The sequence below is a fragment of the Mycobacterium sp. IDUB_3 genome (assembly GCF_055419585.1).
In genome coordinates, this window is sequence record NZ_JBVAXZ010000001.1 from 3,772,678 (window position 1) to 3,788,239 (window position 15,562).

General features: G+C 69.0%; 14 protein-coding genes. 8 read left to right on the forward strand and 6 right to left on the reverse strand.

Features of this window, described 5'->3' with window-relative positions; translation table 11 throughout:
• Positions 1–3: 3 nt before the first annotated feature.
• Positions 4–1,200 (reverse strand): acyl-CoA dehydrogenase family protein, encoded by a 1,197-nt coding sequence (locus ACZYVJ_RS17450; RefSeq protein ID WP_463832170.1) that lies wholly within the window; start codon positions 1,198–1,200, stop codon positions 4–6.
• A 137-nt stretch (positions 1,201–1,337) separates the two neighbouring features.
• On the opposite strand from ACZYVJ_RS17450, the gene ACZYVJ_RS17455 reads away from it, so the two are divergent.
• The 3 genes from ACZYVJ_RS17455 to ACZYVJ_RS17465 are packed head-to-tail and all read left to right on the forward strand — an operon-like array spanning position 1,338 to position 3,108.
• The gene (locus tag ACZYVJ_RS17455; protein WP_463832171.1) at positions 1,338–1,709 is read left to right on the forward strand and encodes a DUF3054 domain-containing protein; all 372 of its coding nucleotides are present in this window, start codon (positions 1,338–1,340) and stop codon (positions 1,707–1,709) included.
• A gap of 7 nt (positions 1,710–1,716) precedes the next feature.
• Positions 1,717–2,598 carry a class I SAM-dependent methyltransferase gene (locus tag ACZYVJ_RS17460; protein WP_463832172.1) on the forward strand — a complete coding sequence of 294 codons (882 nt, stop codon included), beginning with the start codon at positions 1,717–1,719 and terminating at the stop codon, positions 2,596–2,598.
• 9 nt (positions 2,599–2,607) lie between these two features.
• Complete coding sequence (locus tag ACZYVJ_RS17465) at positions 2,608–3,108, forward strand: GNAT family N-acetyltransferase (protein ID WP_463832173.1); 501 nt, start codon at positions 2,608–2,610, stop codon at positions 3,106–3,108.
• 77 nt (positions 3,109–3,185) lie between these two features.
• Here the strand turns inward: ACZYVJ_RS17465 and ACZYVJ_RS17470 are convergent, their stop codons facing one another.
• Positions 3,186–3,932, reverse strand: coding sequence for an MBL fold metallo-hydrolase (locus ACZYVJ_RS17470; protein ID WP_463832174.1), 747 nt, complete (start codon positions 3,930–3,932; stop codon positions 3,186–3,188).
• A gap of 96 nt (positions 3,933–4,028) precedes the next feature.
• Here ACZYVJ_RS17470 and fgd point away from each other — a divergent pair, with 96 nt between their 5' ends.
• Genes fgd through ACZYVJ_RS17485 form a run of 3 tightly spaced genes read left to right on the forward strand, consistent with a single transcriptional unit; the run spans position 4,029 to position 8,300 of the window.
• Positions 4,029–5,039 carry a glucose-6-phosphate dehydrogenase (coenzyme-F420) gene (gene fgd, locus ACZYVJ_RS17475; RefSeq protein WP_463832175.1) on the forward strand — a complete coding sequence of 337 codons (1,011 nt, stop codon included), beginning with the start codon at positions 4,029–4,031 and terminating at the stop codon, positions 5,037–5,039.
• Positions 5,040–5,067: 28 nt separating this feature from the next.
• Positions 5,068–7,134, forward strand: coding sequence for a phosphate acetyltransferase (gene pta, locus ACZYVJ_RS17480; RefSeq protein ID WP_463833039.1), 2,067 nt, complete (start codon positions 5,068–5,070; stop codon positions 7,132–7,134).
• 29 nt (positions 7,135–7,163) lie between these two features.
• Positions 7,164–8,300, forward strand: a complete 1,137-nt coding sequence (locus ACZYVJ_RS17485; RefSeq protein ID WP_463833040.1) for an acetate kinase — start codon at positions 7,164–7,166, stop codon at positions 8,298–8,300.
• Positions 8,301–8,319: 19 nt separating this feature from the next.
• On the opposite strand, the gene ACZYVJ_RS17490 is transcribed toward ACZYVJ_RS17485, so the two are convergent.
• From ACZYVJ_RS17490 to glnX, 3 genes are read right to left on the reverse strand one after another with little or no spacing between them, the layout of a single operon-like run.
• Entirely contained in the window at positions 8,320–10,614 is a 2,295-nt protein-coding gene (locus ACZYVJ_RS17490; protein WP_463832176.1) for a serine/threonine-protein kinase PknG, read from the reverse strand.
• Positions 10,614–11,591, reverse strand: a complete 978-nt coding sequence (locus ACZYVJ_RS17495; protein ID WP_463832177.1) for a glutamate ABC transporter substrate-binding protein — start codon at positions 11,589–11,591, stop codon at positions 10,614–10,616. The genes ACZYVJ_RS17490 and ACZYVJ_RS17495 overlap by 1 nt, the downstream gene beginning before the upstream one ends.
• On the reverse strand, positions 11,591–12,910 hold the full coding sequence (glnX, locus tag ACZYVJ_RS17500; protein WP_463832178.1) for a protein kinase G-activating protein GlnX: 1,320 nt from the start codon (positions 12,908–12,910) through the stop codon (positions 11,591–11,593). The genes ACZYVJ_RS17495 and glnX overlap by 1 nt, the downstream gene beginning before the upstream one ends.
• A 140-nt stretch (positions 12,911–13,050) precedes the next feature.
• Between glnX and ACZYVJ_RS17505 the strand changes: the two genes are divergently transcribed.
• Complete coding sequence (locus tag ACZYVJ_RS17505) at positions 13,051–13,683, forward strand: NUDIX hydrolase (protein WP_463832179.1); 633 nt, start codon at positions 13,051–13,053, stop codon at positions 13,681–13,683.
• Here the strand turns inward: ACZYVJ_RS17505 and thiE are convergent.
• Positions 13,655–14,338, reverse strand: a complete 684-nt coding sequence (gene thiE, locus ACZYVJ_RS17510) for a thiamine phosphate synthase (protein WP_463832180.1) — start codon at positions 14,336–14,338, stop codon at positions 13,655–13,657. The genes ACZYVJ_RS17505 and thiE overlap by 29 nt on opposite strands.
• A 175-nt stretch (positions 14,339–14,513) precedes the next feature.
• Here thiE and thiO point away from each other — a divergent pair, with 175 nt between their 5' ends.
• Positions 14,514–15,536 (forward strand): glycine oxidase ThiO, encoded by a 1,023-nt coding sequence (gene thiO, locus ACZYVJ_RS17515; RefSeq protein WP_463832181.1) that lies wholly within the window; start codon positions 14,514–14,516, stop codon positions 15,534–15,536.
• Positions 15,537–15,562 lie beyond the last annotated feature (26 nt).

The window sequence follows — 15,562 nt, forward strand, 5'->3', positions numbered from 1 at the left end:
CTGTCAGCGGAAGGCGTCGCTGCCGGTGAACGCCTGGCCGAGGACGAGCTGATGCATCTCCGGCGTGCCCTCGTACGTCAGCACCGATTCGAGGTTAACCATATGCCGTATGACGGGGTATTCCAGCGATATTCCGTTGCCGCCCAGTATGGTTCGCGCGGTGCGGCAGATCTTGATCGCCTCACGGGTGTTGTTGAGCTTGCCGAAGCTGACCTGCTCGGGACGCAGCCCGACGCTGTCCTTGAGGCGGCCCAGGTGCAGCGAAAGCAGCTGACCCTTGTGCAGCTCGACCGCCATGTCCACGAGCTTGGCCTGGGTCAGCTGGAAGCCGGCGATCGGGCGGCCGAACTGGGTGCGTTGCGTGGAGTAATCCAGCGCGGCCTGCCAGGCCGAGCGGGCGGCTCCCATGGAGCCCCAGATGATTCCGTAGCGGGCCTCGGACAGGCAGGACAGCGGCCCGCGCAGCCCCTTGGCCTCGGGCAGCATCGCGTCGGCAGGCACCCGCACGTCGTCGAGCACCAGCTCACTGGTGATCGAGGCGCGCAGCGACAGCTTGTGGTGAATCGTGTTGGCGGAAAACCCCGGTGTCTTGGTGGGCACTAGGAATCCCCGAATGCCTTGGATGTCCCCGTCGTCGGTGGCGGCCCAGACCACCGCGACGTCGGCGACCGAGCCGTTGGTGATCCACAACTTGCGGCCGTTGAGCACCCAGTCCGAACCATCCTGGCGCGCGCGGGTTTTCATCGCCGCCGGATCGGAGCCGACGTCGGGTTCGGTCAGCCCGAAGCAGCCGAGCAACTCACCGGTGGCCATGCCGGGCAGCCATTCCTGCTTCTGCTCCTCGGACCCGAAATTCCAGATCGCGAACATCGCCAGCGACCCCTGCACCGAGACCATCGATCGCAGGCCGGAGTCGGCCGCCTCCAGCTCCACGCAGGCCAGCCCATAATGCACGGCGGAGGCGCCGCCGCAGCCGTACCCGTCCAGGTGCATGCCCAGCAGGCCGAGCTGACCGAATCCCTTGGCCAGTTCGCGGACCGGCAGGTCACCGATTTCGAACCACTCCGCGACGTGCGGCAGGACGTGCTCGGCGCAGAATTCCCGGACGGTGTCGCGCACCGCGAGCTCGTCGCTGGATAGCGAGGCGTCGAGGCCGAGCGGGTCGTCACGGTCGAAGGCGGGTGGCGTCTTTGTGCTCATGGGATCAGCCTGCCATCGTCGGGCCGCCGGTCACCACCGCCGGCCCGGCGGAGTGAATGGGTGTTCATTTCAGACGAATCTAGGTTCACCGCGGCTGCGCGGTCAAGGATCGCGCGGCGTCCCGGTAGTCTGCCTGCATGCTTAGGCTCCAGCGGCCGGCCTGGCTCGCGGTGGACGTCATTGGGGTGCTGGTGTTCTGCGCCGTGGGGCGCCGCAGCCACGACGAAGGCCTCAACGTCACCGGCATCGCCGTGACGGCGTGGCCGTTCCTCACCGGCACCGTGGTCGGCTGGCTGATCTCCCGCGGGTGGCGCCGGCCGACCGCCGTGGTGCCGACCGGGGTCGTCGTGTGGTTGTCCACCGTGGTGGTCGGCATGCTGTTGCGCAAGGCGAGCTCCGCGGGTGTGGCGGCGAGTTTCGTGGTGGTGGCGACGACGGTCACCGCGCTGTTGTTGCTGGGCTGGCGGGTGGCCGCCGGGCTGGCCCTGCGGCGTCGCTCCGGCGTCTGAGGCGACCATGGCGCAGACGGCCGACGTGGCGGTGACCGCAACCTTCGGGGCGGCCGCGCGGGCGGTGGCCACCGGCAAGGGGCTGCTGAACGATCCGTTCGCCGAGCCGCTGCTGTGCGCGGTCGGGATCGACTACCTCACCCGGGCGATCAAGGATCACGTGTTCGCCGAGGACGACGGCGACGACCCGGCCATGACGGCGTTGATGGACGCGCTGGCGGCCCACACCCGGTTCGTCGACGAATTCCTGGCCGAGGCCGGCCGCGCGGGCATCCGGCAGGTGGTGATCCTGGCGTCGGGTCTGGACACCCGGCCGTACCGGCTGTGGTGGCCGCGGGGGACCACGGTCTATGAGATCGATCAACCGCAGGTGCTCGACTTCAAATCCGAAGTGCTGCACGGGCTCGACGCCGAATTGGCCACCAACCGGTGTGCGATCGGCGTTGACCTGCAACAGGATTGGCCTGCGGCGCTGCGCCGGGTCGGGTTCGACGCCGCCCAGCCCACGGCCTGGGTCGCCGAGCAGCTGCTCGTCGGATATCTACCGCCCGCCGAGCACAGTCAGTTGCTGAACGGCGTCACCGCCGCGAGCGCGGCGGGCAGCCGGTTCACCGCCGATCACATGCCCACCTGGAATCCGTTGCAGCTCGGGGCCGAGCGAGCCTTCGTCGACGGCTGGCGACAGCGCGGCCTGGACGTCGACCTGGCCAGCCTGACCTATCCCGGTGAATACCATTACGTGCCGGAGTATTTGGCGTCGAATGGCTGGGAGACGGTTGGGCGCACCATTACCGAGCTGCTGGGCGCGATGGGCCTGGGCGGGCGGCGACGGACCGGCCCCGGCGACTCGGAGTTCATCCCGGAATACGTCACCGCGACACGCGTTTGAGTGTTGGTGATGCCGTATTCAACCCCGTCGCACGGCCAATTGCGGTTCGTGTCGGCCACTCACGACGACCCGCTGGCGCAACCGCTGCTGGCCGAACTGGCCGTCGAGTATGCGCAGCGATACGGCGGCACTCCGAGCACCCACCTGACCTGGCTGCCCGTGCCGCAGGCGGAGCTGGCGCCGCCGGACGGCGGCCTGCTGATCGGCGTGGTGGACGGCGTGCCGGTGACCGGCGGCGCATTTCGCCGCTACGACGCCGACACCGCGGAACTCAAGCGGATCTGGACCGACGCCGCCCACCGGCGCCGCGGCTACGCCAGGGAACTGCTGGCGGCGCTGGAGGCCGAGACCCGGGCGCGTGGGTATCGGCGGCTCTACCTGATCACCGGCAATCGGCAGCCCGAGGCCGAGGCGCTCTATGACGCGACGGGGTATACCCGGATAGCGCCGGACCCGCTGCCGTCGTGGGGTCCGTTCCTGCCGATCGCGTTCGAGAAGTGGCTCACTTGACTTGAGTGCCGCCCCAACGTCTTTCAAGGGGCACGTTTGAGAGTCACACAATAGGAACTTCGGCGGTGCCACTGCGGTCACTGAGCCAGCGCGATGGCGCGTGCGGTCGCCTCCCGGATGGGGCCGCGCCACACGTCGCCGTGCCCGGGCAACAAGACGTCGGTGTCCAGCAGGGCCAGCGCGTCCAGGCTGCGCAGCGAATTCTGTTGGCTGTGGCTGAACACCGCCGGCAGCAGCTGCGGCCCGCCGCGGCGCAGCAGCGGGTGCCCGGTGATCAGCGCGTCGCCGCTGACCAGCACGCCGTCGACCACGTACGAGCAGTGCCCGCTGGTGTGCCCGGGGGTGAACACCGCGCTGGGGTGGCCCGGCAGGCTCGCGGCCACCTCGGCGGTTAGCGGCCGGGTGGACGGGATGCCGTCGCGAATCAGGCCGCCGCTGCGCAGCACGTGCAACCCCCAGGCGGCCCAGCGTGGTCGCCAAATACGCAGGGCGACATCGAAAACCGACGCCTGTTCCAGGTACTCCCGCTTGGCGTGCCCCACCTCGTCGGCATGGCAGTACACGTCGGTGCCGTATTCGTGGGCCAGCCAGATCGCCGAACCGAGGTGGTCGATGTGGGCGTGGGTGAGCAGGACGGCGCGCACGTCACCGGGCCCATAGCTCAGCTCCCGCAGCGACGACACCACGTCCTCGCGGTCGCCGGGATATCCCGCGTCGATCAGCAGCACGCCGGTGCCGTCGACGACCAGCGTCCAGTTAACGGCCTCGCCCCGGGCGAGGTACACCGTGTCGGTCACTTGAACGAGAGTCGGCGCCGATCCCATGCCCGCGAGTGTAGGGGCGCTGCGAGGAGCGATCGCAAGCGCGGCGCAGCCGGGCGCGAGGGATCGCGACCGCCACGACAGGAGTAGAAAGAACAGGTGGCTGAACTGAAACTCGGATACAAAGCGTCCGCTGAACAATTTGCACCGCGCGAGCTCGTCGAACTCGCTGTCGCCGCCGAAGGGCACGGCATGGACAGCGCAACCGTCAGTGACCACTTCCAGCCGTGGCGGCACGAGGGCGGACACGCCCCGTTCTCGCTCGCCTGGATGACCGCCGTCGGGGAGCGCACCAAGAGGCTGGTGCTGGGCACCTCGGTGCTCACCCCGACCTTCCGCTACAACCCCGCCGTCATCGCGCAGGCGTTCGCGACGATGGGCTGCCTGTACCCGGACCGCATCTTCCTCGGTGTCGGCACCGGCGAATCGCTCAACGAGATTGCCACCGGTTACGAGGGCGAATGGCCGGAGTTCAAGGAACGCTATGCCCGGCTGCGCGAATCGGTGCGGCTGATGCGTGAACTGTGGCTCGGCGACCGGGTCGACTTCGAGGGCGAGTTCTACCACACCAAGGGCGCCTCCATCTACGACGTGCCCGAGGGCGGCATCCCGATCTACATCGCCGCGGGCGGTCCGCAGGTGGCCAAGTACGCGGGCCGCGCCGGCGACGGCTTCATCTGCACCTCCGGCAAGGGCGAGGAGCTGTACAAGGACAAGCTGATGCCCGCCATGAAGGAGGGCGCGGAGGCGGCCGGCAAGAATCCCGACGACATCGATCGGATGATCGAAATCAAGATCTCCTACGACACCGACCCGGACAAGGCGTTGGAGAACACCCGGTTCTGGGCGCCGCTGTCGCTGACGGCCGAGCAGAAGACCAGCATTCACGACCCGCTGGAGATGGAGAAGGCCGCCGACGAGCTGCCCATCGAGCAGGTCGCGAAGCGCTGGATCGTGGCGTCCGACCCCGACGAGGCGGTCGAAAAGGTCGGCCAGTACGTGAAGTGGGGCCTCAACCACCTGGTGTTCCACGCGCCCGGCCACGACCAACGCCGGTTCCTGGAGCTCTTCGAAAAGGACCTGGCGCCGCGGCTGCGGCGGCTGGCCTGAGAGGCGGGCGAATGGTCTCCGGCGCTGTATCAGTTCAGTGACCGCGATCTACATCGCCGCCCCCGAGCCGGAGACCGGCAAGTCGACCATCGCGCTCGGGCTGCTGCACCGATTGACCGCGACGGTCGCAAAAGTCGGTGTGTTCCGGCCCATTACGCGCTCCGACGGCGACGAGCGCGACTACATTCTGGAACTGCTCCTGACGCGGACCACCGCGGGTCTGTCGTACGAGCAGTGCGTCGGCGTCACCTATCAGCAGCTGCACGCCGACGGTGACGCCGCCCTCGCCGGCATCGTCGACGCCTATCACGCGGTGGCGCAGGCGTGCGACGTCGTGGTGATCGTTGGCAGCGACTACACGGACGTGGCCCGGCCCGCGGAACTCTCCACCAACGCGCGCATCGCGGTCAACCTGGGTGCGCCTTTGCTGCTGACGGTCAGCGGCCAGGGGCGCACGGCCGCCGAGATCGCCAGCGTCATCGACGTCTGCCTGGCCGAGCTGGACGCCCAGCATGCCCATACCGCGGCGGTGGTGGTCAACCGCTGTGATCCGGCCGGGCTGACCGACATCGCGGCAGCCCTGCGCAAATTCGCCCAGCGCAGCTACGTGCTGCCCGACGAGCCGCTGCTGTCGGCACCGACGGTGGCCGAACTGGAAAAGGCGGTCGGCGGTACGCCGGTCAGCGGCGAGGAGCCGCTGCGCGAACGCGAGGTCACCGGCGTACTGGTCGCCGGGATGACCGCCGACCACGTCCTGGAGCGGCTGCGTGACGGCATCGCCGTCATCACGCCCGGAGACCGCTCGGACGTGGTGCTCGCCGTCGCCAGTGCCCATGCTGCGGAAGGCTTTCCGTCGCTGTCGTGCATCGTGCTCAACGGCGGCTTCGCGCTGCATCCGTCCATCGCCGCCCTGGTCGCCGGGCTTCGGCTGCGGCTGCCGATCGTCGCGACCGCACTGGGCACCTACGACACCGCCAGCGCGGCGGCGGCGGCGCGGGGCCGGGTCACCGCGACATCGCAGCGCAAGATCGACACCGCGCTGGAGTTGATGGACAGCCACGTCGACATCACGGATCTGCTTGCACAGCTTTCCATTCCGATCCCCACCGTCACCACACCGCAGATGTTCATTCACCAGCTGACGCTGCAGGCACGTTCGGATCGCAAGCACATCGTGCTTCCCGAAGGCGATGACGACCGGATCCTGCGGTCCGCCGGACGGGTGCTGCAGCGCCGCGTCGCCGACCTGACCATCCTGGGCGACGAGGCCCGAATCCGCCAGCGTGCGGGAGAACTCGGCGTGGACCTGGGTGATGCCACGGTGATCGACCCGCGCGGTAGCCGGCTGCGCGACGAGTTCGCCGAGCAGTACGCCGAGTTGCGCAAGGCGAAGGGCGTCACCGTCGAGCAGGCCCGCGAGGCCATGCGCGACAGCACGTATTTCGGCACCATGCTGGTGCACAACTCCCATGTCGACGGCATGGTGTCCGGCGCCGCGCACACCACCGCCCACACCGTTCGGCCCGCGTTCGAGATCATCAAGACGGTCCCGGACGTCTCGACCGTGTCCAGCATCTTCCTGATGTGTCTGCCCGATCGGGTGCTGGCGTACGGCGACTGCGCGATCATCCCGAACCCGACACCCGAGCAGCTGGCCGACATCGCGATCTCGTCGGCGCGCACCGCCGCGCAGTTCGGCATCGAACCGCGGGTGGCGATGCTGTCGTACTCCACCGGCGACTCGGGTACCGGCGCGGACGTCGACAAGGTAAGGACGGCAACCGAATTGGTGCGGAAACGCAATCCCGACCTGCCGGTGGAGGGACCCATCCAGTACGACGCCGCGATCGAACCATCGGTCGCGGCCACCAAATTGCGCGACTCGCCGGTGGCCGGCCGCGCCACGGTGCTGATCTTCCCCGACCTCAACACCGGCAACAACACCTACAAGGCGGTGCAGCGCAGCGCCGGCGCACTTGCCATCGGGCCCGTGCTGCAGGGCCTCCGCAAGCCGGTGAACGACCTGTCCAGGGGTGCACTGGTCGAAGACATCGTCAACACCGTGGCCATCACGGCGATTCAGGCGCAGGGGTAGCGGTGGCGGACAGCAGCGACACGCGCCTGGTGCTGGTGATCAATTCCGGCTCGTCATCTTTGAAATACCAAGTGGTCGATCCCGATTCGGGTGCCGCCCGGGCGACGGGCCTGGTCGAGCGGATCGGAGAGGAATCGTCGTCGGTTCCCGACCACGACGCCGCGCTGCGCCGCGCGTTCGACGCGCTGGCCGACGACGGCATCGACCTGAAGGCGAGCGGCATCGTCGCGGTGGGTCATCGGGTGGTGCACGGCGGCAACACTTTTAATCAACCCACGCTGCTGGACGACGCGGTGATCGGCAGACTCGGCGAACTGTCGGAGCTGGCCCCGCTGCACAATCCGCCCGCCCTCAAGGGCATCGAGGTCGCGCGCAAACTGTTGCCCGACATCGCCCACATCGCGGTGTTCGACACCGGCTTCTTTCACGACCTGCCGCCCGCGGCGGCCACCTACGCCATCGATCGCGACCTGGCGCAGAGGTATCAGATCCGCCGGTACGGGTTTCACGGAACGTCGCACCGCTACGTCAGCGAGCAGGCCGCGGCGTTCCTGAACCGATCGGTCGGCGACCTGAAACAGATTGTGCTGCACCTGGGTAACGGCTGCTCCGCGTCGGCCATCGCCGGTACCCGGCCGCTGGACACGTCGATGGGCTTGACGCCGTTGGAAGGTCTGGTGATGGGCACCCGCAGCGGCGACATCGACCCCAGCGTCGTCGGCTACCTCTCGCACGCGGCCAAGATGGGAGTCGACGACGTCGAGTCCATGCTCAACCAGCGCTCCGGGGTGTTGGGTCTGTCCGGTGAGCGTGACTTCCGCCGGCTGCGTACGATGATCGAATCCGGCGACAACGCAGCGCAATTGGCTTACAGCGTGTTCACGCACCGGCTGCGCAAATACATCGGAGCCTACCTGGCGGTACTGGGGCACACCGATGTCATCAGCTTCACCGCGGGGATCGGCGAGAACGACCCGGCGGTGCGCCGCGACGCGGTGGCCGGGATGGAGGAGCTTGGCATCGTGCTCGATCAGCGCCGCAACCTGGGCGGCGGCCAGGGCGCGCGCCAGATCTCCGCCGACGATTCACCGGTCGCCGTCCTGGTGGTCCCGACGAACGAAGAGCTGGCCATCGCCCGTGACTGCGTGAACGTGCTAGGCGGATAGGAAGCCGAGGCTGTTGCGTCTAGAACGTGCTGGTGGGGCGCACCCGGTTCGCCATGTCGACCAGTGCGTAGCGGTGCCGCTGGGTCGGGGCGACGCGGGCCAGGTTGCGCAGCGCTGCCTCGACGCCGAGGCGCAAACCGTGCTCGGTGAACGGGAACCCCAGGATGTGGTTGGTGCTGGCCTTGTTGTCTTCCAGCCAGTCCATCGCACAGCCCAGCACCAGCGCGCGGATCTGCAACACCCGGGGTTCGGTGGGTGGCAGCGCCTCCACCCGCCGGGCCGCGTCGCGGATGTCCTCTTCGGTGATTTCGGTCTTGGTCCGGCCGGACAACAGCGTCACCGCGCTGGTCAGGCGCGCGGTAGTGAAGTGGCGAGAAGTAGCCGGCACCTCGTCCAGCGTGCGCACCGCGGCGGCCCGATCACCCGCGGTGGAAAGCCATCTGGCCAACCCGAAAGCCGCCGAGATCACTCCGTCGTTGGTCTTCCATACCGTTTGGTAGTACTTCTGCACGTCGACGTCCCCGGCCAGCTCGGCGGTGGCGGCCAACGCCAGCTTGGGCGCCAGTTCGCCCGGGAACGTGTCCAGCACTTCGGTGAAATGTGTTGTGGCCGAATCGTAGTCGCCGGTGAGCAGTTCGGCGACGGCCTTGTACCACACCAATCGCCATTGCCAGCCCACCCGCTCGGCCAGGTCGTCGAGCTTGCGGGTGGCCTTGGCGACGTCGCCGAGATCCAGTAGCGCGCGGACCTCCATCAGCGGCAGTTCCACCGACTCGGACACCTCGACACCCTCGGCGTCCAGCGTCCCGTGCCGGGCCGCGCGCAACGAGTCCAGCGTTTGCACCGGCTGGGACAACACGGTCGCCTGCAGGACGGGAGCGGCGACGTCGGCCGGATCGACCAGCGGAACCTGCAGTGCGGTAACGATTTCGCGGGCGGTCAGCTTCTCCGAGTGGACCTGACCGTCCAGGTACACGTCGGTGTGGGCGACCAGCAGGTCCACCCCGAACGTCGAGCGGCTGGGGCTGAAGATGGTCGACAGGCCGGGCCGCGGCACCCCGGTGTCGTAGGCGACCACCTCGCGCAGCACACCCATCATCTGGGCGGACATCTCCTCGGTGCTGCTGAACCGGCGCCGCGGGTCGGGGTCGGTGGCGCGGCGCAACAACCGGCGGAAGGAGTCGTAGGTGGTCAACACCGGGTCGTCTTCGGGCAGGCCGTCGACGTAGCGGCCGTTGCGGGTTTGCAGGTTCAGCGTGAGCGCGGCCAGCGTGCGGCCCACCGTGTAAATGTCGGTGGCGACCGTGGGGCCGGTCCGCACGATCTCGGGTGCCTGGAAACCCGGTGTGCCATACAGGTATCCGAACGAATTGATCCGCGACACCGCGCCCAGGTCGATCAACTTGAGCTGTTCCTCGGTGAGCATGATGTTCTCCGGCTTCAGGTCGTTGTAGACCAGGCCGATGGAGTGCAGATAGCTCAGCGCGGGCAGGATTTCCAGCAGGTAGGCGATGGCCTCGGCGACGGGGAGCTTCTCGCCCCTCCCGTGCCGCAGCGGCTGACCGCCGACGTACTCCATGACGATGAGGCCGACCGGATTCCCGTGCTGGTCGGTGTGCTCGACGAAGTTGAAGATCTGCACGATCTGCGGGTGGACCACCTCGGCCAAAAACTGTCGCTCGGCCATCGCGATCGCCTGCGCCTCCGCGTCGCCGGAGTGCACCAAGCCCTTCAGCACCACCGGCCGGTCGTTGACGTTGTGGTCGACCGCCAGATACACCCAGCCCAGCCCGCCGTGCGCGATGCAACCCTTGACCTCGTACTGGTTGGCGACGATATCGCCCGGATTAAGCTGCGGCAGAAACGAATACGGGCTGCCGCAGGACGGGCACCAGCCCTCCGACGTGCCCTTGACCTTCTTGCTGGACCGGCCGACAGGCTTTCCGCAGTTCCAGCAGAAGCGCTTGGACTCCGGCACCACCGGACTGGTCATCAGGGCCTCGCGCGGATCGATGTCCCGTCCGCGCGGGATCTCGACCAAGCCACCGCCGAGCTGTCGGACCGCCGGCAGCGATCGCGTCGCCACCGTCATGCGGTCCTGCGGATCGGTGTCCAGGGTGCCCAGCGAGATGTGCGGAAAGTCGTCGTCATCGTCGTCGTCGAAGTCGGGACGGAACAGTGCTTGGGTGGCCTGCAGCCTTCCCGTCGCCGCGGCGCCGGTCTGGACGTCGGGCGGCTGGGTGCCCGGGCCCACCTCCGCAACGTCTTCCGGGCCGGAGTCCGGCTGCTCGGATTGCTTGTCCGGCTCGGCCATCAGTCCAGATACCTCGGTATGGGCGGGGCCGGCGCGGGTCCCAGCACCGTTAACCACTTGCGGTACAACGTGTTCCACGTTCCGTCGCGGCGGATCCGTTCCAGGGTTCCGTTGACGAACCGCACCAGTCCGGTGTTGTTCAGATTGACCCCGATGCCGTACGGCTGGGTGGCCATGTTCGGCCCGACGATGTGCAGGTAGGGGTCCTCTTCGACCAGGCCTGCCAGGATCGAATCGTCCGTGCTGACCGCGTCGACTTCGCGCTGCTGCATCGCCACCAGGCAGTCGGCCCAGTTGACCACCGAGACCACCACCGGTGGCGGGTCGATCTGCTGAATGCGGTGCAGCGACGTGGTGCCCTTGGCCACGCAGACCCGCTTGCCGGACAGGTCGGCGACCTTGACGATCGGCGAGTCGCGCGGGGCGAGGATGCGCTGGTTGGCGTCGAGGTAGACGGTCGAGAAGTTCACCTGCTTGCGCCGGTCGCAGGTGATGGTCATGGTCTTGACCACGACGTCGACCTCGGAGCGCTGCAGCGCGGTGACCCGTTCGTCGGACGCGAGGATCCGGTACTCGACGTGCGACGGGGCCCCGAAGATGTCCCGCGCGATCTCGCCCGCGATGTCGACGTCGAAACCGCTGATCTCACCGGTGATCGGGTCGCGGAAGCTGAACAGGTTGCTGCCGATGTCGAGCCCGACGATCAGCCGTCCCCGGGCGCGGATGTCGGCGACCGCGGCGTCCGCCTCCGCCTTGCTGGCGAACGGCCGCAGGCTGGCCGTCAGGTCGCAGTTCTGGTTCGGGCCGTCGGGCGGCAGCGGCGGCTGCGGCGGCAACTGCTCCATGCCGACCGGTGTCGGCGGCGGCAACGTCGGCACGCTGGCCACCCGTAGCGATTCCGTGTGTCCGCAACCCGCCAGCACCACCGCGGCGGCAGCCACGGTGCACGCCCGGCGAAGCAGGGGCAGGCGGATCATTATCGATACTCTTTCAGCCTCGGCCACAGGCCCAGCGCCACCGCGATGGCGGCGCCGAGGCTGAGCACCACGCCGCCGACCTGGGCGCCGGACAGCCCGCTGCGAGCGTTGATGACGTCGTTGCGCAGGGTGATGCGGCCCTGGTCCATGGCCTTGACCAGCTCCTCGTCCAGCTTGTCGAACGCCGGGGTGGAGTCCTCTTCGCTGCTGCCCAGCGCCACCTGGGTGGCGGCCCGGTAGTTGCCCACCGAGATGTAGGAGGTGATCCGGTCGTTGGCCTGCCGCCAGCGCAGCAGCAGCTGGTCGGCCCCTTCCAGGTCCGGCTTGTCCACGGCGTCGCTGCGGGACATGTACTGGTCGAGCTGGCGGTGCATCGAATCGAGGCGCTGATAGAACGACTGCTTGCGCTTCTCCTCGTCGCCGCGACGGATCAGCGACAGCGTCTCGTCGGCGCGCGCCTGCTGGGCGGTGATCGCGACGTTGGTGACGGTCTTGAGGGATTCCGCGGCAGTGTCCTTCGCGCTACGACTGGCCGTCGTAGAAATGGTCAACGCAGTTCCAACCCAAACCACCATGACGAGAATAGCGAGCGCGCCCACCACCAGGCCGGGGTTGATTCGGCGCCGCGTGCGGCGCGCCAGCCAGCGGTGCGAGAACGCGCCGAAGACCACGGTGGCGCCGACCACCGTGATGACCGGCGCCGGGATCTGCGTCGACGCGGTGGTTTCGGCGTCCACCCGCTCCGACGTCGCCTGATACAGCTTCGCCGCGTCCGGCAGGATCGTCGTTTGCATCAGCCCCGATGCTTCCGACAGGTACGACGACCCGACGGGATTGCCCTCCCGGTTGTTCGTTCGGGCGATCTCGATCAGTCCGGTGTAGACGCCCAGCTCGGCGTTGATCCGGCCGAGCAGCTGCACCAGCGGCTCGTCGGTGAGGCCGCTCGAGGCCCGGGTCACCGCGACGGACGCGTCGGTGATGGCCTGCTCGTAGCGCTGGCGCACGGGCTGCGGCTCGGCCTCGGCGATGAACGCGGTGGCCGCCGCGGCGTCGGCCACCGACAGGGTGGTGTAGAGCCGCCCGGCGGCGAACGACAGCGGCTCGGTGTGGTTGAGCACCGTGGTGAGCACCTGTTGCCGGTGGTTGATGGTGGTCGAGGTGGCGAAGGCGCTGATCCCGCCGAGCGCGGCCAGCACGATCCCGATGGTCAAGATGCGGCCCGGCGTCGTCGAGATGAACCACCAGCGTGGATGAGCCGGTTCGGCCGGTGACCGCGATCCCTGCGGCTCGGTCGACGGGTGCGCCAGCTCAACCGTCACGTGTTATCAGCCCTCATCTCTCGGCCATTTCGTTTCGCTGCAGGGACCTCTATAAGCGAAGTCTAAGAGCATGTTCGGGTGGATGGGTGGAGGCGGACGCAATTGACGACGCCCAAACCAAGTCTGCATATCCTGAATCCGTGCAGGGCGACGGTGACGGTTGGGTGATCTCCGACAGCGGCGCCCATTACTGGGGCCGGTTCGGAGCGGCGGGTTTGCTACTGCGGGCCCCGCAACCCGACGGCACCCCCGCGGTGCTGTTGCAGCATCGCGCGGTGTGGAGCCATCAGGGCGGGACGTGGGGGCTGCCCGGCGGCGCGCGGGACAGCCACGAAACGCCGGAGGAGACCGCGGTCCGCGAAGCGAACGAGGAGGCCGGGCTGGTCGGTGAGCTGCTCGCCGTGCGCGCGACCGTGGTCACGGCCGAGGTCGCCGGCATCGCCGGCACGCACTGGAGCTACACCACCGTCGTCGCCGACGCCGATGAGTTGTTGCACACCGTGCCCAACCGGGAAAGCGCCGAGATGCGCTGGGTCGCCGAATCGGAGGTGGCCGACCTGCCGCTGCATCCGGGTTTCGCGGCCAGTTGGCAGCAGCTGCGCACCGCGCCGGCGGTGTTGCCGCTGGACCACGGCGACGAGCGACGGCGATACCTGCCGCGCACGATCGAGATCGAGGCCGGCGTCTTCGTGTGGTGCACGCCCGGTGACGCGGGCCGAGAGCCCTCGCAGCTGACCCGCCGGATCAGCTCGCTGCTGCCAGCGCCGAACTGAGCCGCTGCGCCGCGGCCCGCGGGTCGGCGGCCGCGGTGATCGCCCGCACCACCACGATGCGGCGGGCGCCGGCGTCGAGCACGTCGGGCAGCCGCTGCTCGTCGATGCCGCCGATCGCGAACCACGGCTTGTCGGTTCCGAACTCGGCGGCGGCCCGCACCAGTCCCAGGCCCGGCGCCTGGCGGCCCGGCTTGGTGGGCGTGGGCCAGCACGGTCCGACGCAGAAGTAGTCCGCTTCGCCGCGCGCCGCCGCGGCGGCCTGCTCGCGGTCGTGACTGGACAGCCCGAGCAGCACGTCCGGGCCGGCGATGTCGCGGGCGACGGCCGGCGGTAGGTCGCCCTGCCCGAGGTGTAGCACGTCGGCGCCGGCCGCGCGGGCGATGTCGGCGCGGTCGTTGACCGCGAACAAGGCGCCGTGCCGGCGGGCCGCGTCGGCCAGGACCCGGCACGCCGCCAGCTCCTCGCGCGCCTCGAGCGGGCCGAACCGTTGCTCACCGGCCGACCCCTTGTCGCGCAGCTGGATGATGTCCACCCCGCCGGCCAGGGCGGCGTCGGCGAACTCGGCCAAATCGCCGCGCTCACGGCGCGCGTCGGTGCACAGATACAACCGCGCGGCGGCCAGAACGGAAAGTCGTCTATCAAAGGGACGCTGCACACCGAGACGCTAGCGCGCTAGCGTGGAGCCGAAGAGAACCACCAGACACGGGAGTCCCGGGTAGTCGAGTGACTGCGGGGCTGAGAGTGGGCACAGCCGGATCCATCCGGACCTGCCCTTACCGTCACACCTGATCCGGGTCATGCCGGCGAAGGGAGGCTCGACAATGACCGGGATGCCCTCGGGACCCCCGCTGGGGTCGCTGGCCGTCATCGGCGGCGGCGTCATCGGGCTCGCGGTGGCGCGCCGCGCCGCGCAGGCCGGGTGGTCGGTTCGGGTGCACCGCAGCGACCACCCGGGCGCATCCTGGGTCGCCGGCGGCATGCTGGCGCCGCACAGCGAAGGCTGGCCCGGCGAAGAGCGGTTGCTGCGTCTGGGCCTGGAGTCGCTGCGGTTGTGGCGCGAGGGTGGCTTCCTGGACGGGCTGCCGGCCGAGGTGGTCACCGCGCGCGAGTCGCTGGTGGTGGCCTTCGACCGCGCCGACGTCGCGGACCTGCGCACCGTCGCGGAGTGGTTGTCCGCCCAGGGGCATCCGGTGATCTGGGAGTCGGCCGCCCGCGACGTCGAACCGCTGCTGGCGCAGGGCATCCGGCACGGCTTCCGGGCGCCCACCGAACTGGCGGTGGACAACCGCGCGGTGGTGGAGGCGCTCCGCGCGGAGTGCGAGCGCCTCGGGGTGGCGTGGGCGCCGCCGGTGCGCGACCTGTCGGGCGTCGAGGGCGACGCCGTGGTGATCGCCAACGGCATCGACGCGCCGGCGCTGTGGCCCGGCCTGCCGGTGCGGCCGGTCAAGGGCGAAGTGTTGCGCCTGCGCTGGCGCAAGGGCTGTATGCCGTTGCCGCAGCGGGTTGTTCGCGCCCGAGTGCACGGACGTCAGGTGTACCTGGTGCCACGCGCCGACGGGGTGGTGGTCGGGGCCACCCAATACGAACACGGGCGCGACACCGCTCCGGTCGTGTCGGGGGTGCGTGACCTGCTCGACGACGCGTGCGCGGTGCTGCCGGCGCTGGGTGAATACGAGCTGGCCGAGTGCGCCGCCGGGCTGCGCCCGATGACACCCGATAATCTGCCGCTGGTGCATCGCCTGGACGCGCGGACGCTGGTCGCCGCCGGCCACGGCCGGTCGGGATTCCTGTTGGCGCCCTGGACGGCAGAGCAGATCGTTTCCGAACTGGCCCCGGTGGGAGCACACCAATGATCCGCGCTGCGACGATGCTTGCGCGA